We start from the raw sequence: 16,497 nt of genomic DNA, 5'->3' as shown, positions 1-16,497 counted from the left end.
AGATTACGTAAAAATATTCACGATTTGGTAGCCCACACCAGAGAAATATCGTATTTATTGAACATTGAATCGGCACTTACAAGCGTCATTTCTTCTATCTGAGCCTGTGCAATCAACATTCTGTCAAAAGGATCTCGATGATGCAATGGTAAAGCAGCCGCTTGTAAAGCATGAGACGCTGTAATTTCCAGCGATCGCATTCCCAACTGTGCCATCCGACTAGAAATATAACTGTCTAAAGGATCTGGCAGTGGTAACTTACCGATGGCAACTTTTATACCTATTTCCCAAATACTGGCAACTGATAACCATAATTCATTGTTTTCATCGGCAATGTGTGCGATCACCTCCTCATTCAAACGCTCTGGTTGTGCAAACCACCATAACCAACACTGCGTATCTAGCAAAAGTTTCACTCCTCACCGCCCTCAAATGCTGCTAACATCTCATCTGGTAAAGGGGCGTTAAAGTCCTCTGGCACTACAAAACGCCCTTTATCTTGTCCTAAACTATCGCGGCGATTTGATAAAGTGCGAAACGGAACTAACTTCGCAATGGGAATGCCTCTGTCAGAAATAATGATTTCTTCTCCATGCTCTACCCGCAACAAAAGCTGTGAGAGATTCGTTTCAGCTTGATGGATATTTACAGTTTCCATAATTTTATTTAACTAAGTCTTTAAACTAAGTTTAACCAAATTCACCTTCCAGCTTACGAATTTCAACATTACCTGTAACATCAAGCTGACAAGCTAATCGCGCATGAGGATGATTAGCTGCTAATATCTCCAACATTTCCTGTTCATCAGGTTGGGGAGGAAAAATATCACCAATAACCTCAACCAAACAAGTGCCACAAATACCAGTCCGACAACCAAACAAAACAGGTGAATTCTGAATCGTGAGATGTTCAGACAAACTTTGATGACATTCCAGAGTGATAGTAACAAAATCACTTCCCGGAAACGATATCTTACACAAATCAGCCATAATACGCAATAATTTTACCTAAACAATACTCTTCCATTCCTCTGTGCGCCTCTGCGTCTCTGCGTGAGATAAGAACAAATCCTCTTTATGTTCAAAACTTTTAAAAGCCCTTTTTTGAGCCGCCAAATATCGATAAATTGAATTAGTAGCCATCAGCGACATATCTCGATTACGTTGCCAAAGATAATCGAGCTTTTCAACATACACCCGATAAGATTTCATCGCCTCCTGATGAGTTGAAAAACTGCGGTGTAATCCTTCCGATTCTTCCGTAAAACAACGCCGCATCATTTCTTTAGCATCCATGTCACTCATCTCAAAAATGCGCGATCGCAACACCCGATAAATGTTGCTATACAGCGCCGGATCGTACCAAAATATCCCGTTAATCGCCGCCGAAAAATGAAAATGATCGCGCTGACATCCTAGCAATCCTAAATTAGCAACCAGTCGCTCATAAGCAGTCGGTGGCTTAAGGCAAGTGACAACATCGTGAGATATAATTGTCGAACTATTGAAGTGAAAACTTTCATCCATGAAGTGATAATAGGAGATTTTAGCAGGAATTGGAGCAGCTTCAGGATGGGGATGTTTTTGATAATAATTGCTGAGTTTATGCTGTACTAACTTGCCATTTAGTGTCCTTACTCCCCTGACAGTGAAATACTGACAAGCCAAAAAAGTATTATTCGCAGAAATCAGCCCAAAGTATTGAAGTTGAATTTTTTTCCACCAAGTTTTTAGAGCATTGGTGTCAGCATAAACCATTGTTTCTGTAAAGGGGCCGCGCATAGGGTAGGTAAAGATAAGTTCCCCAAATAACGCTTGTTCAACCTGTTTGGCAATTGTGCGGAAGGCGTTAATGTGCGATCGCTCTTGTGCGGATTCCAAATCTAAGGTATCGCAGATTAAGCGAAAATCTTCTTGGGCGTAAAGTCCGGCTGCACTGGTTTGATTGAAAAATATAGTTGCAATTTCCGCAGAAACAATTTGTGAGTAGTAAGCTACCCAGTAAAGTTGGTTCAAAATTATACGCTGATGTTGGCTGGACTGTTCCCATAAAGGTGTACCATATAGCAGGGAAAATTCCTCTGGATTCCAATACTCGTTTTGACAATCGTCATAGCGAAAATTAGTAACTGCTTCATCCATTAAAGCAGTATGGTCTTGCTGTTTGTTGCGAGTGTGATTAATTTGTAATTTGCGATGAATAGTTTTTTCCATATCCGTTTTTATTTAACGCAGAGATAAGATTGATATTTATTACACACATTGATGGGCGGGGAGTGGTTCAAAAGCTCCGCGTTCTTCTAAATTTTGCAGGATAGACTGGGCTGATGTTCCCCCCATAAGCGATCGCAATATTTGTAATCGGGTTCCACTGTGAGTCTGTGTATCTAGTTCTTCTAAGACTTGGATTTTTTGCGATCGCGTCAGATGTCCTTTCACTTGTTCGACTGCTGTTAGTACGCTTTGTGGCCCCACCTGTACCATAAACAAAAACTGTGCCAATACATCGAGAATTGTTGTTTCACTGAATGCTGAAACAGTAATTTGATTAAACAAGGTGGTTCCCGTAGCGTGATGACGGGATTCAGATTGTAAAAAACTAGAAAAAAGTTCTGCTAAAACTGGATAGCGGCATTCCTTCGCTAAACGCCGATAATGGCTTAAACCCCATCCTTCTAAAACGACTTGCAGCACAAACAACAAAACTGTTTTATCTGCACTTTCAACCACTTCTGATAGTAAGCGCAAAAACGGATCGTTAGTACTAGTTACTTCCATTGCTGGTAAAAAATGGCTAATTTTGTGAAGGTGGGTAGCTTCATCAGCCGTAAACAATCCATAAAGCATTCGTTCTTCAACTGTTTCGGCTAACAGTACCATTTTTGCCATGTAGCCAACGCCTGCTTTCTCAATGAAATATGATTCTTCTAACAGACTGCAATTGGCAAGTTCCAGAATAGCAGATTTTTCATTAACATTAGATTGCTGAAAAATGTTGACTTGATGTAAGTTGAAAAATTCCGCATCCCAATAATTTAATTGCGGGTAATTAGCATAATTATTCTGATTGGGTAATGCTGCTGTTAATATCCGTTGCAAACGGTCATTAGAACCTGTGTGTGGTAGGTCAAAACCAACAATATTATATTTTAAATCCATTTTTTCTATTGAATTAAAGTGAATTCAAGGTTATACTAATTCTCCGTCTTTTTACACTTAATAATTACTCCTTCTCTCTCTTGGCGTACTTGGCGGTTCGTTTAATAATTAACTGCATCTTCATAGCAAATTACTATTAGGTGTTGATAAAGTTTGAATATTTGGATAATTAACAGTGTCCCAAGTTCCCCAGCTTAAAGCTTTCTGGTGATTAACATGCTGAATAAATTCCAGAATAGATTGATCTGCTTTAGTAGGAGTCTTTAAATCAAACTGAATTGTTTGAAATACCTGTGTATCCCCTTTTGCAAAGTAATTACTAACCTGCTGGGTTAACCATAACAAACCACGATTTAAAACCCATCCCCAAAATCCAGGACGCTTGGGAGTCACAAGAATTGTTTGCCCTTCAGTTTTGCCACCTTCTATCATTCGCAGTGTAAATATAATGTAGAAATGCAGAAAATCCGGGCCTAGCGTCACAGTGCCAGTGCTGCCATACCAGTAACACATACTATAAGTAACTTCGTTGCGATATAGAGGGCGAATCAGGCGAATTAACCAGGAATCATCTCCTCCCCGTGTAGTGTTGCTAAAGGTAATAGCGTTAGGATTGAGGTCTTGAGAATCAAACACAATCTCTAAAGGTAAATTGTGTACAGTATTGAAATGGTGAGCATCAATCGCATTAATTAGCAAGACATTGGGATGGCAGTTTTTGACAAAGCGAGTCCCCAATATATAATCACAATCTGATTGTTCTAATTCTGGTACAAAAGGCAGCGAGCTTGGCTTTTCTTCTCCCACCCAAACCCAAATCATGCCGTACTTTTCTGCCGTATGCCAAGTTTTAATACACACAGGTAGCGGTTTTTTCAAAGAAGGAACATCTACACAAATTCCGCGACTGTCATACTTCCAATTATGAAAAAAGCAGCGAATTCCATCACCTTCTACCTTACCTTCTGCTAAATGAGCGCCCATGTGTGGACAATAGGCATCTATAGCTACTACCTGACCACTAACTCCCCGATAAATTGCCAGATTTCTACCTAGCAAAGTTAGAGGTTTTACCTTGCCAATTTTTAATTTTTTTGATGCTAATACCCAGTACCATCCCTCTATAAATTGTGTCGGATTGTTAAAGTTCGATTGTGGGTCTGTAGATACCATAAAATTTAAATGAGGACACAATCTTGCACCAATTGTAACGATGATTCTGACTCCCACATCCGTTTTCCAGCACGAGTGAGATTGTCATAGTTAATTTCAGTTAAACAAACCAATTCATCCCCTAATCGATAGCCGGGGTTTTTTTCTTCAAAAAACTGGATATGGGGGTTAGTTTGTCTTCCTGTGGGGATTTCAATTAACTCCTCACAGAGAATTTGGGGATGCGGAAAATTGACGATACCAGTTGTTTCTTGGTATAAACTACCATAGTATTCCCGTGCTAAATTCACCATCAGATTTGTTACATCCGCAGGTGTTGTAACATCATAACGCGGATAGAAATCTTGCCAAAAAGTAGGGAGAAAACGATAAGTGCGAAAACCAGAGCAGATTAGCAGCCAGTAAAGTTTATTTTCTGCATAGTGTTGACGCAGAAAGTTGATGGCGGCAATCCAACTTCGTGGTAATGTTGTACTCGACCAAGCACTAGGATCAACGATAGTGTCGCCAGAATACACCACACTAATTTTTTCTCCCAAAAAAGTTGTTTGGCATAACATCAGAGTTGAAAATCCTTTGAGTGCGTTGGATGTTTCATCTCTCAACAACAAAACCCAGTTTTTGCGCTCTAGATCAATTTGAAACCCATCCCAGGTTATACCTTGGAAGTGATTTTGCAGCAACGCATACATGGCGATGCGATCGCTTGATTGCAAATTGTGAACAGGAATCAGCAAACTCTTCATTATTCGGAAATTACCTAAAATCGATTTGTATTATGTTTGTATTTAAAACTTTATCGACCAAATTAGTAAATTTACGGTGTAATGTGACAGATTAGAAAATGGTTATTTACGCTACAATTCTGTACCTCCTCAATCAGATTTGGTGGGCATTTCCCACTCTACAAAATAATTCAGATGTAGGTTAGGTTGAGAAACAGAACATTACCAAAGTTTTTGTTGGGTTAGCGACAGTGTAACCCAATGTAATATTATACACCCCTATTTTTTGACCATCGAGACGGTTTTAGCTGGTTTACATAGTCCATATATTCGCCTAATGGCTGATCAATACTAAGGAGCAACTTTGGATTAAAGCGAATATTGTCGTAAATTTTGCCATCTTCATCTCTGAGCATATAGTAAGCCAAGCGCGTACAGAATAGCAAAAACTGACTTAGCAGATATCCCACAATACCTTGACGTTTTTCAGTTACATAAATCGGTTGAATTCTCGTTCTTTCCGATGCAATTGGAGTATAAGCATATATCATAAACAGTGGCGGAAAAAGCCTGACATCCTTCATCATTGTTAACAAGCCAATGCAACCATGAGCATAACGCATTGAATACTGATATGTAGAACCAAGAAATTTTTGACCTAACTTTTCTCTCCAAGTAGTTTTAGGGAATTGTCCCCGCATTGTAAAGTCGATTTGCGTCCCTAATTCGCTGCGATGTAGCGACAAATCCATTTTGATATCTAAATGATGAATTGTTTTTAAATGTTGAGCATCAATCCCATTCATCATACAAATATGATGATGGCAACTTCTTGCAAATGCAATATCAGCTTGTGCAACAATTTCTTTACCCTTCAATTCATCAAAATCAGCTACTCCCTCTGGTGCTTCAGCATCTGGATAAATCCAGATAAATCCATACTTTTCTTCTGTTGCATAACCTTGTAATTTAGCTTGACTAGGAATTTCTGATTGACAGGGAATATTTTGACAAAACCCTGTTTCATCAAATGCCCAATGATGAAATGCACAACGAATCCAATTACCATCAACCTTCCCAATTCCTAAATCTGTCCCCAAATGAGGGCAGTAAGCATCTAAAGCCCGTACTTGCCCATCTTCACCTCTAAAAATAGCAATCTTATGACCGCATACTTCTACAGATTTTGCTGTTTTTTTAGAGATTTCATGACTAGGACAGGCAATATACCAACCTTTAGCAATTACATTCCAATTATTGAATATTTGCATAATTGTTTGATAGATAATTATTTAATATTTCTTGTCGTTGGCGAATATCATCTCGATATTTACCCGTCAAAATTCTAAATAACATTTTACCTAAACAATAAGAAGCCCGCCAAGAAAATACAGCATCTTGTAAATCAATATGGCTACGCTCAAATAAAAAATGTCCAGTTAATCCCACCAATTGAGTTAACGGTAAGCCCAAGAGCAACCAAAAGTTTTGCAACTTCCAAGTATAAAAGAGTAAACCGTAAAAAAAGAATATTCCCAAAATGTGTAGAGTAATATTAATTGGATGTTGATGTTTAAGAATAAAAATATCCCAATAGTCTGTAAAAGGATGATCTATAATTTGATTATTAATGCGATTTCTCAAACTTTGTTGAGGATTATAATTCATATCAAAACCTTACCAATTTTTACCTCGCTGCATCACCAATTTTACTCAAATATACTTTAATAGTCATTATCGGCTACACAAATACCTTTACATTTAATACCATTCGTAGCAGTGCGCTGACAATGAGAACATAGAATGTTTTCCTTTTCTGTTTCTTGATTTATGTTTATACTAGTGCTTTCGTGTAGCTTATCTTTGTCGGTCTGAAGTTTTACATTCATAAAAATAGAGGAATTTTTCACGGTTTAATATTTCGTCGCTTTTTTATGACCGTTATTAAGCAGAGGTTTGCACCGAATCATAAGGCTGGATCAGAATCTCAGCCGGAATACCTAACTCTTGATTTAACTTCCGAATCATCTCCAAGGTCAAGGAGCGTTTACGAGATAGTATCTCAGAGACCCTAGCTCGACTGCCAAGACATAATTCCAAATCACGACGAGACCAGCCACGGGTATCCATGTAGTATTGAATTGCTTCGATAGGATCGGGTTTTTCAATGGGAAAATGTGCCTTTTCGTAAGCTTCTACTAAGGTACTCAGAACATCTAATCGATCGCATTCAGGTGTATTAGGGACGGCATCAAACAGCAACTCAATTTCTCGAAGAGCTTCCTGATAGTCAGCTTGGGTTCTAATTGGACGTAATTCCATACATCAACCTCTATTTAGATAGTTTCTGCATCTATCTTGTCATACTCGATATGAGTGCCAATAAACCGGATAAAAACAATACCGATATCATAACGAATTGCGACAATGAGCCGATAAGTATTACCTTTGATGTTGAATACGACACGGTTGTTAGCAATAATACTGGCATTACCATGAGCGGCTTTAACATCAATTGGACTCTGCCAATCGGCGTGAGACGCTTCATAGTACCAAGTTTTTAGTGCTTCTTCAGCATCTGCATGAGATTCCCAGAAATTTCGCAGGGTGCTGCGGGATAAAATACGCATAGCATTTATAATAACTTGATCCCATTTTGGGATCAACACTCACTTGAAGAGATGCTAACTTTTATCCAAAATTAAGCCTAACATTCCTTGTAAGTAGAACGAGGTGAAATATCTAGAACTCTAGATAACTCTTTATACAGGCTTCAAATTCATTGGCTTTAAATTGGGAAAACAAGTAATCAGACATATATTTAGAAGCAATGACCAACACAACATCAATGTAGTTTGCCCATAATCTCTAAGTTAATGGTGACAAAACAGTTCCCAACCTTTCATGCCCCAAGCGATCGCTCACCTTACCCCGACAAACAACCCGAACTCCATTAATATAAACCGCTTGCACAATCTCATCCGAACCACGCTTAACCATCCGAGGTTCACCATCTAAAACGGGATCTGATATCTGCACCTGCGGGCTAATTGGCTGATTTAAAGCATTGGGATCGAGTAAAACTATATCTGCTTTCGCACCAACTTTGAGAACTCCCGTATCAAGACCAAACCAACCAGCAGGTTCTCCGGTAACGCGGCAAATCGCAGCTTCAGGTGAAAGAAATTTCGTTGCAACTGCTTGTTTGAGCAAAGATAAAGCTCCATCATAGTAGCCCAAGTTACGGACGTGAGCGCCAGCATCGGTAAAACCAGGCAAAATATAAGGATGCTGCATCATCGCTAAACGGGGTTTTAGGCGATCGTTTGCTCCTGTCGCCACCCAGCGTAAATCTGTATCGTATTTTTGTAATGCGTGGATAAATAAATCCACTGGTTCTTGTTGCTTTTGACGAGCAATTTCTGCAAAACTTAACCCTTGCCAACTTGCTTCGGGACAGTAAATGACTTCCATCAAATCTAACTGACGATGGAATGATTTACGCCGTTTACTGAGCCATTCTTGGCGAAACTGACGACGAAAAATTTCCGATGCCCATAGTTGTTGCCTTTCTTCTCGTGACTGACAGCCATTAAGTTGTGCGCCTGTGGAGAATTCTTCAAATAAGGGAGTCACAGATCCATCAGAGTAAATGGTGAAAGGTTCCGTTAGGGTTTGAAAGCGCACATTCCCATTTAGAAGCCGATTCCAAATAAAAAGTAGGGGGGAAAATATTCGCCATAGTTTGCGATCGTGTACGGCATCTAAGGCTGAGAGAACAGTTAGCCGCAGTGGTTTTTGTCCAATCCCTGAACCCATACGCAGAATCTCCACAAAGGAAGCAAGTCGTTGTAAATTGGGTGTGACTTGAAAAACGCGATCGCTATACCGACATAAATCCGCCAACATTGCATATTCATTAAATTTGGCGTGTTGAGAGGGAATTGTACAGCCTTGCCATTCTCCACTCATCCGATGCCAGGGAAACATATCAATAGAAATGCCAATAAAACCAGCGTCTAAAGCATCTGTGGCTATGCGCTGCATAAGTTTTAGTTCAAATTTTGTCGGCTGAACAGTTAAACTGCGTTCTAATCCCATCACATGAGCGCGTAAAGCACTGTGTCCAAACATTGGGGCAACATTGGGGCCAAGGGGTAACTGTTGCAAATGCTGTAAATATTCTGCTGGTGTATGCCAGGAAACCGATTGTTGTAACCATTTTGCGATTAGCCGATGGGAAAGTGTCTCTACCCTCTGAAAAATATCAGCCAGGATTTGGGGTTCTGCGATCGCAACAGACAAGCTACAGTTACCAATAACCACGCTAGTAACGCCATGACGCACTGATTCGCTCAATCCTGGTGCAATTTCTAACTCTAAATCGTAATGAGTATGAATGTCGATGAATCCAGGTGTCACCCATAACCCAGAAGCATCAACTACTTCCCGCGCTGGGTTAGTTAAGGAGGGTGCAAGGGTGACAATGCGGCCGTTTTGAATGCCGATATCTCCGCGAACAGGCAGAGAGCCTAAGCCATCGAAAATTAACCCGTTTTGAATCAGCAAATCTAACATGATTCTCTATTATGTGCAGAAATTAAAATTGGATTAAAAATATTATTTATATCTTGTATTGTTTTTCTATATTCCTCTAAAAACTGTATTCCTCGATCTATACCTTCCTCTGTATTCAGATTAAAGCCTAGTAATTTTACAAGGTGATGAATAACAGTATTTCTAGAATTTACAAATCTATTAACTAAAAATTGTGCATCATCATTTAATAAAAATTTCTTTTCCTTTAAATGGTTGAAAATAAAACTAAGTGTTCTTTTTTCTAAAATTTTCTCTCTCGCCAAAAAATCTTCTTTGGTAATTTCAGGCAATACATCGTCAGTATTAGGATGAATAAATTTACTAAGCTTTTTCAGTTTATATTCAATTGCTTGAGCTTCATAAACAATTACTCCAATTAACATAAAGTATTTTTTCTGCTTTGTTATCAGATTATCTGATTCTTCAACCATAATTTTTTCCACCACGATGCTCAGTTTTCACCCAGCGCGATCGCTCCCTTTGCACACACATTTTTAAAGTTGTTACAATCATCACAGGAATCCAATGCACCATGTATAATGACCCTTGAATTGTTGCCCAAACCAAAGACCATCCTCGTAAATTTTGAAATTGGTAAAGTCCAGCAATAAAGGCAATTGTCAAAATGATGCTGAGTAGTGTCTGGAGGGGCAATAAAACTGGATGATGGGTATAAAATATTGTCCAAAGTAAGTCGGGTATTAGTCCAATTGGCAGAAGAAATTGCAATAAAAAAAACAATAATAAATCAATTTCTTTCGCCCAACCTAAAGTAAGAATTTGCGGAAAATAATCTAGATAACGCTGATAGCCACCTTCAGCCCAACGACAGCGTTGATACCAAAGTTTTTTCCAAGTAGTTACACCTTCTTCTTGAATTGATGGAACTGTAACAAACTCAATTTCTGCACCTGCTAAATAGAGTTTGAAGCAAAGATCCAAATCATCGGTGACAGTGTTCTCATTCCAACCCTGACACTTTTCTAACAATTCCCGACGAACTAACATCCCATTACCGCGCAGTTCAGACATTCCACCAATAGCAATGCGATGGGTTTGGAGAAAACTATCACAGTTCATTTCCATCTGCTGGCAATGGGTTAAGAAATTGGTATTAGCATTAGAAATCGCTTTTCGCACTTGTACTGCACCGATCGCTTGTTTCTGAAATAGAGGTACTGTTTGCTGGAGAAAATTGGCAGGTAATTGAGCATCCGCATCACAGACTAGAATAATCTCTCCTTGGGTAAAGGGAAACACCGCATTCAGTGCCCCTGATTTACCACCTTTAGATTCCCGTCGATGAACTTGTAAAGCTGGAAATTGAGTTTGTAATTCACTCAAAACCTGGGGGGTTTCATCGGTACTCCCATCATCAACGACCCAGATATCTAGGCGATCGCTTGGATAATTCAATTGGCATAAGCTGTAAACTAAATCAGCCAAGACTGGACTTTCATTTTTAGCCGGAACTAAAATCGAGACTGGCGGTAAAAAAATCTGACTCTCCATCACCGCCGCTGCTGGTTTTGCTATCAGCATCCGTAACGTTTGCCCAGCCAGGATTGCCGTTAATCCCAGCAACAACCATTGTGTTTCTGGTAGCCAGTGCAGCAAACTCACGCCACCCCAGACCAATAAAACTATTATGGTTGCTTTGAGACGACGATAAAAACTAGTATTTTTTCTTAGCTGAAAAGTGCTTTTTGCCACTTTTTTCTATATCCTTTCTGTTCGTTGCTTAGTCCTGCGACGTAATAGTAGCATCGTCACTGCTCCCAGAAGGAAACCGCCCACCCCTGCTGCAACTGCTAGAATCCGCCCCAATTGTTGAGCAGCATTCAACACCGGGTTATCCAGCAGATTGGAAGAGAAATGCAGCGATTGAATCGTCCATTTATCTTGAAGTTTTTGCAGCACTGCTGTCCATCGCAACGCCATATCAGCCGCTTTGCCATCTTTGAAAGAAAAGGATGTGATCGCTTCTCCAGAGGCGACATCTATCTCTGGAGTGAGAAAATTTCTGAGAGTTTCTCCCTTTAGTTGCATTTTGATATCTTTAATGGAACTGGAAAATTGCTGATTCCAGTACTTTTCAAACTCAGGAACTTTGTGGAAAATCTGGTTATCAACTGTTGTTATTGTGAAGTTTGGGTGCAAGTAAGGCTGGATTTTGGCAAAATCGCGAGTATTTAGGGCTTGCAGGGCAATATCTCGTGTGCGAATAATTGCATTTATCTCCTGTGGGTTGATATCTGCTAGAGCGTATTGGGGTAGATTCCAAATTACCAACACCAACAAAACACTCCAAAGTAGCTGAGTGCATTTGTATATGCTTGCCCATCTCTGTTTCATCATATAAAAACTTGGCGTTACTGAATTAAAGTATAAATTATGCGATGCCTGCGGCGGGCGTAGCGATCGCTTCAAGCTTGCGGACACATAGCGCCAAGGAAGCTTATATCATGTCCGGTAAAAGACTTATCATTAAGACCGCAGGGGGCAGGGGGCAGGGGGAAAGAGAGTTTTAAGATTTTTGCATAGATGCCGTGAATAATAACTAATTAAGCGGACATGATATTACTCCTGATTTAGAAGGTTGGAATTTTAAACGCAGAGGTAAGCATAGAATAAGTTTGCGTTACTCTGCGTTCATTTGCGTTTCAGAAATGCTACTCACTACAATGCAAACACCAGCTAACAAAAATGCCAATGCACCTGCAATTGCACCAACAGAAGGTGTTATCCCTTGTAGTTGGGGAAATAGAACGCCAAACAAACTCATCGCTAAAGCGAACCCACCAAAATACATCCCAATTCCTAATCCCGCCCATCGCTGGGGTACCAGTCCTAAAGCAAAAGGAATTGCCCCATTGACAATTAAACTAAAGCCAGCAACGATCAATACAATTATCGGAATTTGTGCGCCCACAGATATCATTATCAGTAACGAGGGAATGATTGCACAGATGCCACAAAGCATTGCTTGACTATTACCAATTTTAACGGCGAACATCCCTGCTGGTATGCTTGCAATTGCGATCGCTAATCCAATCCACACCATTTGCACATCAATATTATCAGTATTCAGTTGGTTTTTCAGTACTTTTCCCAAGACATCCATGAGAAATCGGATACCCCAAGCTACGCCGAAACCAGTTCCTAAAATCAAAGCCAATTTCTGCAAGGGCAACTTTACTGTTTCTGCTTGGTGCCTATCCACTGGCGCTTCTGGGGGATTTACCAACCGCAGCACAGCAGCTGCACCCAGCATGACGAAAGAACCGATCGCAAAGGTATAAACTGGCCCTAAATTAAGAATAAACTTGTGGCTTATTGGTCTAAAAGCCCCAATTACACCACCTACCAAAGTAACGAAACTTACTGCTAAAGGTAACTGGGCTGGTGTTGCATACATCCCCAATAAGCACATAGCTGGAGAGCGAAATATTGTCATTGCTAATGCCCAGGCTACCAATACTATAGGTAAGAGCGATCGCATCACGGTAGTAGGCGGGATCAAGCTGACAACACATGGTATGGCAATGAACAAAGTCGCTGACAAAATCATCCCTACTGAGATGAAGGGAAACCGAGTTCCTACCCAGCGCCTAGCTTGATCTGAAAGTCCACCCATTAGGGGTTCCAGTATTGCACCCAAGGCATTTTCGACTAGCACCAAACCAACTGCCAATGAGGCGGGAAAACCAAACTGAGTCAAAAGTTGCGGCAAATATATATTATAAATTAACCAGGTGAGGGTAATTGCTCCTTGCACTGCTGCCAACACCCAAACTTGCACCCATAAAATATTGAGACGAGATGTCGAGGTAGTCAAGTCGCTTCGCTCCAATTAAAAATTAAAAATTATTAATTAAAAATTCCAGTTGCGCGTAGCTTGCTTCCCTGTAAGGGTACGTGGACTCTCGTACACAAGTCATGCCGTTGGCTTTACGCTGCGCTATCAGTGTTGGCTCTGTACCCACCAATGATAGCGTAGCGTTAGCGAGTCCGCGAGCGTCTTGTAGACCACTGAATCTTTGATTCATTGTTGGCTCTGTACCCAAAATTAATTAAAAATTATTCTTTTTCTTAATTTTTAATTTTTAACTTTTAATTCAAAAAAGGTCATCAAGAGATGGAGGAATGGGAGACTTCAACCGCAAACTCACTCTAGTCGTGGTAGGAAACAGAGCGGAGACGGAGTTGCTCCGCCTCCGGGGCAGTATTCCTCCTGCCTCCTGCCTCTTTTGTTAATACTCTGGAACTGAAGGATCGATTTCTCGACTCCAAGCGGTAATTCCGCCTTTGACATTCGTCCCGACAATCCCGGCTTCCTTGAGGATGGCAAGGGCTTTTGCCGATCGCCCGCCCATCTTACAATGAGCAATTAAGCGGTGACCGTTCAATATTTCCTTTACCTTGGCAACGCCATTCCCATTTTCAATGTCTGGTAAGGGCACCAACACTGAACCAGGAATTTTAGCAATATCATACTCATTGGGGTTGCGGACATCCAGCAGTACAAAATCTTTTGCACCACTATCCAGCAATTCCTTCAAATCCTTAACGGTCATTTCTTGCATTTCCATCTGCTGTTTCGCCTCCTCTGCCTTAGCTTGTGGAATTCCGCAGAATTGTTCGTAGTCTATCAGCTTTTCAATTACTGGGCGAATCGGGTTAGGACGCAACTTCAACTCCCGAAATTTCATATCTAAGGCGTTGTATAGCAGCAACCGCCCACTCAAGGTGTTACCTTGTCCCAGAATGATTTTGACCGTTTCTGTTGCCTGGATTAAACCAATAATTCCTGGCAATATTCCCAATACGCCACCTTCTGCACAAGAGGGAACCATTCCTGGTGGTGGTGGTTCTGGGAAAAGGTCACGATAGTTAGGGCCACCTTGGTAGTTAAATACAGTAGCTTGCCCTTCAAAGCGTAAAATTGAACCGTAGACGTTGGGCTTATTCAGCAATACGCAGGCATCGTTAACTAGATATCTGGTGGGGAAGTTATCAGTACCATCCACGACGATATCGTAAGGTTGGAGAATTTCCAGGGCGTTTTCGGAAGTCAGGCGGGTTTCGTATAAATCAACCTGACAATAGGGGTTAATCTCGTGAATGCGGTTTTTTGCCGATTCAATCTTAGGTTTACCCACCCAGGATGTACCGTGGATTACTTGGCGTTGTAAGTTGGAAGTATCGACAACATCGAAATCTACAATCCCGATGCGTCCAATACCCGCCGCCGCCAGATATAAAAGTAGTGGTGAACCTAGTCCACCTGTACCGATACACTGTACACTGGCCGCTTTCAGGCGCTTCTGTCCTTCTAGTCCGACTTCCGGCAAAATTAGGTGTCGGGAGTAGCGTTCGTAATCGTCTTTGGTCAACTGGATTTCATCCAGATTGGGATTGAGCATAGCAGTTATGATCTGGGAGAGCGGAATATTAATCCTATCGAAAAACGATATCCGTCTTGAAATTAAGCCGTTAAATTATATTTTCAATTGCCTCTGCTTGGAACTGATGATGATCGTCAAGGCTCCAGCTTCGAAGTTCTCCAGCTTTACCGTTTTGGACGGTAACTATTATATACGAGTATCCTGGCCAAGCGTATAAGCGATCGCATTCTGAAGGGATAGCAGGATGATCTGGGTGGGAATGAAAAATGCCGATAATGTTCAGTGAGCGATCTCGTGCTTCTTTTTGTGTTTTTAGCATAACTTCAGGTGCGATCGCATATTGCCGTTTTTTACTTTCTGCTGTGTGTTCCCCTGAGAACTCAGCAGCCGCTTCTGTATTCCAGGCATTTTCTGTTGGCATGATTTCTACCACAGTTTTGCCATCATTAGCCAGATAGCCTAAAATTATACCGCAGCACTCCTCTGGATAGGTGCTTTCGGCATGGGTGCAAATGTTTTGTAAGTGTTCTTGGCTAAGTTGGATCATCTCTGCGTTTGTAATTTTGGTAACCTCTAGCGATTCTTGCTTAAATATAAGACATTGCGAGGCGTAGGCTAGCAAGAACCGCAGGCATCACTGCGTTAAGGAGGCAGAAGGCATCCCCATAAATAAATTTGGGGGATTTAATAAGGACACCGTATTTTTTGCGCTACGCGTCTCAAACCGTAGAGAAGGAGTACGGCTCAAACTAGGTTGTTGACTATAAACTCTAAAAATGTGAAGAATACACCAAGAGAATTGCCTAGCAAATAAATAAATCGGTGTAAATAATTGTTGCTGGGTTGAGGTAAGAGGCAAGAGGCAAAAGGCAATATTTATAAGGGTTTTACCTAGTTCATTTTTATTTACTTAGTTTGATTTTATTGCGCCAGCTTATTTACATTTCTCGGCAGATAATGTGAAGAGTATGCAAAGATGGTTCTTTAACTATAGACATCTAAGTAAATATTCAGTATTTAGTTAATATCAAGTTATTGAGATGTTCCCTATTTTTAAGCTAAATACCCACGGGCAATAGCCTACAACAAGGGTATGAAAATCCCTTTCTCTATCAAGAGTCAACTGTTCCCTATTTTCAAGTCACTAGGACTGACGCATTGGCAAAAAATTAAAGTATGAAGTGTTATTTTTAGGCATTTAAGCTTGATTTAGCAACATTTTTCAGTGATTGCTATTTAATCAGGAATAGTTATAAAAAGCCTGAAACGACTTATTTCATTTCATCCATCTGGCCATGAATTTGTACAGTGCGTGAGACCTTGTTAATTAGATAGATGCTAGTTGTAAGCTGATCAATAGAGTGGATTTTTGAGAAACATTACTGTCCCTCAAGGGTGACATAAAAGTATACCGAAAGTATTAACTCTCGGCGA

General features: G+C 40.5%; 19 protein-coding genes. All 19 read right to left on the bottom strand.

The genetic code is table 11. From position 1 onward, the window contains the following. Nucleotides 1-17 precede the first annotated feature (17 nt). A complete protein-coding gene (locus tag H6G92_RS17930; RefSeq protein ID WP_190894989.1) occupies nucleotides 18-416 on the bottom strand; it encodes a type II toxin-antitoxin system VapC family toxin in 399 nt (132 codons plus the stop codon). Next, nucleotides 413-658 (bottom strand): type II toxin-antitoxin system Phd/YefM family antitoxin, encoded by a 246-nt coding sequence (locus tag H6G92_RS17925; protein WP_190894988.1) that lies wholly within the window; start codon nucleotides 656-658, stop codon nucleotides 413-415. The genes H6G92_RS17930 and H6G92_RS17925 overlap by 4 nt, the downstream gene beginning before the upstream one ends. Nucleotides 659-689: 31 nt before the next feature. Further along, nucleotides 690-989 carry a 2Fe-2S iron-sulfur cluster-binding protein gene (locus H6G92_RS17920; RefSeq protein ID WP_190894987.1) on the bottom strand — a complete coding sequence of 100 codons (300 nt, stop codon included), beginning with the start codon at nucleotides 987-989 and terminating at the stop codon, nucleotides 690-692. 18 nt (nucleotides 990-1,007) lie between these two features. Then, complete coding sequence (locus H6G92_RS17915; protein ID WP_190894986.1) at nucleotides 1,008-2,213, bottom strand: P-aminobenzoate N-oxygenase AurF; 1,206 nt, start codon at nucleotides 2,211-2,213, stop codon at nucleotides 1,008-1,010. Between the two features lie 39 nt (nucleotides 2,214-2,252). Then, the gene (locus H6G92_RS17910; protein ID WP_190894985.1) at nucleotides 2,253-3,158 is read right to left on the bottom strand and encodes a ferritin-like domain-containing protein; all 906 of its coding nucleotides are present in this window, start codon (nucleotides 3,156-3,158) and stop codon (nucleotides 2,253-2,255) included. A 120-nt stretch (nucleotides 3,159-3,278) separates the two neighbouring features. Next, a complete protein-coding gene (locus tag H6G92_RS17905; protein ID WP_190894984.1) occupies nucleotides 3,279-4,331 on the bottom strand; it encodes an aromatic ring-hydroxylating dioxygenase subunit alpha in 1,053 nt (350 codons plus the stop codon). Nucleotides 4,332-4,336: 5 nt separating this feature from the next. After that, nucleotides 4,337-5,077: a hypothetical protein gene (locus H6G92_RS17900; protein WP_190894983.1), complete on the bottom strand. Its 741-nt coding sequence runs from the start codon at nucleotides 5,075-5,077 to the stop codon at nucleotides 4,337-4,339. A 248-nt stretch (nucleotides 5,078-5,325) separates the two neighbouring features. Next, nucleotides 5,326-6,327: an aromatic ring-hydroxylating oxygenase subunit alpha gene (locus H6G92_RS17895; RefSeq protein WP_190894982.1), complete on the bottom strand. Its 1,002-nt coding sequence runs from the start codon at nucleotides 6,325-6,327 to the stop codon at nucleotides 5,326-5,328. Continuing rightward, nucleotides 6,311-6,724, bottom strand: coding sequence for an Mpo1-like protein (locus tag H6G92_RS17890; protein WP_190894981.1), 414 nt, complete (start codon nucleotides 6,722-6,724; stop codon nucleotides 6,311-6,313). The genes H6G92_RS17895 and H6G92_RS17890 overlap by 17 nt, the downstream gene beginning before the upstream one ends. Nucleotides 6,725-7,000: 276 nt before the next feature. Beyond that, complete coding sequence (locus tag H6G92_RS17885) at nucleotides 7,001-7,378, bottom strand: helix-turn-helix domain-containing protein (RefSeq protein ID WP_190894980.1); 378 nt, start codon at nucleotides 7,376-7,378, stop codon at nucleotides 7,001-7,003. A gap of 14 nt (nucleotides 7,379-7,392) precedes the next feature. Further along, nucleotides 7,393-7,686 carry a type II toxin-antitoxin system HigB family toxin gene (locus tag H6G92_RS17880; protein WP_190894979.1) on the bottom strand — a complete coding sequence of 98 codons (294 nt, stop codon included), beginning with the start codon at nucleotides 7,684-7,686 and terminating at the stop codon, nucleotides 7,393-7,395. A gap of 238 nt (nucleotides 7,687-7,924) precedes the next feature. Further along, nucleotides 7,925-9,634, bottom strand: a complete 1,710-nt coding sequence (locus H6G92_RS17875) for an N-acyl-D-amino-acid deacylase family protein (protein ID WP_190894978.1) — start codon at nucleotides 9,632-9,634, stop codon at nucleotides 7,925-7,927. Continuing rightward, nucleotides 9,628-10,086, bottom strand: a complete 459-nt coding sequence (locus H6G92_RS17870) for a hypothetical protein (protein ID WP_190894977.1) — start codon at nucleotides 10,084-10,086, stop codon at nucleotides 9,628-9,630. The genes H6G92_RS17875 and H6G92_RS17870 overlap by 7 nt, the downstream gene beginning before the upstream one ends. Next, nucleotides 10,079-11,368: a glycosyltransferase gene (locus H6G92_RS17865; RefSeq protein WP_190894976.1), complete on the bottom strand. Its 1,290-nt coding sequence runs from the start codon at nucleotides 11,366-11,368 to the stop codon at nucleotides 10,079-10,081. Before H6G92_RS17865 ends, H6G92_RS17870 begins: the two co-directional genes overlap by 8 nt. 6 nt (nucleotides 11,369-11,374) lie before the next feature. After that, complete coding sequence (locus H6G92_RS17860) at nucleotides 11,375-12,097, bottom strand: YybH family protein (protein ID WP_313889977.1); 723 nt, start codon at nucleotides 12,095-12,097, stop codon at nucleotides 11,375-11,377. A 199-nt stretch (nucleotides 12,098-12,296) separates the two neighbouring features. Further along, a complete protein-coding gene (locus H6G92_RS17855) occupies nucleotides 12,297-13,493 on the bottom strand; it encodes an MFS transporter (protein WP_190894975.1) in 1,197 nt (398 codons plus the stop codon). A 22-nt stretch (nucleotides 13,494-13,515) separates the two neighbouring features. Beyond that, complete coding sequence (locus H6G92_RS17850; protein WP_190894974.1) at nucleotides 13,516-13,704, bottom strand: hypothetical protein; 189 nt, start codon at nucleotides 13,702-13,704, stop codon at nucleotides 13,516-13,518. Between the two features lie 204 nt (nucleotides 13,705-13,908). Then, nucleotides 13,909-15,081, bottom strand: coding sequence for a molybdopterin-synthase adenylyltransferase MoeB (moeB, locus tag H6G92_RS17845; protein WP_152590576.1), 1,173 nt, complete (start codon nucleotides 15,079-15,081; stop codon nucleotides 13,909-13,911). 70 nt (nucleotides 15,082-15,151) lie between these two features. Further along, nucleotides 15,152-15,610 (bottom strand): Mov34/MPN/PAD-1 family protein, encoded by a 459-nt coding sequence (locus H6G92_RS17840; RefSeq protein WP_190894973.1) that lies wholly within the window; start codon nucleotides 15,608-15,610, stop codon nucleotides 15,152-15,154. Between the last annotated feature and the right edge of the window lie 887 nt (nucleotides 15,611-16,497).

Origin of the sequence: Nostoc foliaceum FACHB-393 (assembly GCF_014698505.1) — a bacterium.
GTDB classification, from domain to species: Bacteria; Cyanobacteriota; Cyanobacteriia; order Cyanobacteriales; family Nostocaceae; genus Nostoc; species Nostoc foliaceum_A.
This window is presented reverse-complemented; position numbering and strand designations above follow the sequence as displayed.

Excerpts from the sequence above, each read along its gene's own strand:
- H6G92_RS17925 (WP_190894988.1), bottom strand. The coding sequence starts at position 658 with ATGGAAACTGTAAATATCCATCAAGCTGAAACGAATCTCTCACAGCTT.
- H6G92_RS17920 (WP_190894987.1), bottom strand. The coding sequence starts at position 989 with ATGGCTGATTTGTGTAAGATATCGTTTCCGGGAAGTGATTTTGTTACT.
- H6G92_RS17915 (WP_190894986.1), bottom strand. The coding sequence starts at position 2,213 with ATGGAAAAAACTATTCATCGCAAATTACAAATTAATCACACTCGCAAC.
- H6G92_RS17910 (WP_190894985.1), bottom strand. The coding sequence starts at position 3,158 with ATGGATTTAAAATATAATATTGTTGGTTTTGACCTACCACACACAGGT.
- H6G92_RS17905 (WP_190894984.1), bottom strand. The coding sequence starts at position 4,331 with ATGGTATCTACAGACCCACAATCGAACTTTAACAATCCGACACAATTT.
- H6G92_RS17900 (WP_190894983.1), bottom strand. The coding sequence starts at position 5,077 with ATGAAGAGTTTGCTGATTCCTGTTCACAATTTGCAATCAAGCGATCGC.
- H6G92_RS17895 (WP_190894982.1), bottom strand. The coding sequence starts at position 6,327 with ATGCAAATATTCAATAATTGGAATGTAATTGCTAAAGGTTGGTATATT.
- H6G92_RS17890 (WP_190894981.1), bottom strand. The coding sequence starts at position 6,724 with ATGAATTATAATCCTCAACAAAGTTTGAGAAATCGCATTAATAATCAA.
- H6G92_RS17885 (WP_190894980.1), bottom strand. The coding sequence starts at position 7,378 with ATGGAATTACGTCCAATTAGAACCCAAGCTGACTATCAGGAAGCTCTT.
- H6G92_RS17880 (WP_190894979.1), bottom strand. The coding sequence starts at position 7,686 with ATGCGTATTTTATCCCGCAGCACCCTGCGAAATTTCTGGGAATCTCAT.
- H6G92_RS17875 (WP_190894978.1), bottom strand. The coding sequence starts at position 9,634 with ATGTTAGATTTGCTGATTCAAAACGGGTTAATTTTCGATGGCTTAGGC.
- H6G92_RS17870 (WP_190894977.1), bottom strand. The coding sequence starts at position 10,086 with ATGGTTGAAGAATCAGATAATCTGATAACAAAGCAGAAAAAATACTTT.
- H6G92_RS17850 (WP_190894974.1), bottom strand. The coding sequence starts at position 13,704 with ATGAATCAAAGATTCAGTGGTCTACAAGACGCTCGCGGACTCGCTAAC.
- moeB (WP_152590576.1), bottom strand. The coding sequence starts at position 15,081 with ATGCTCAATCCCAATCTGGATGAAATCCAGTTGACCAAAGACGATTAC.
- H6G92_RS17840 (WP_190894973.1), bottom strand. The coding sequence starts at position 15,610 with ATGATCCAACTTAGCCAAGAACACTTACAAAACATTTGCACCCATGCC.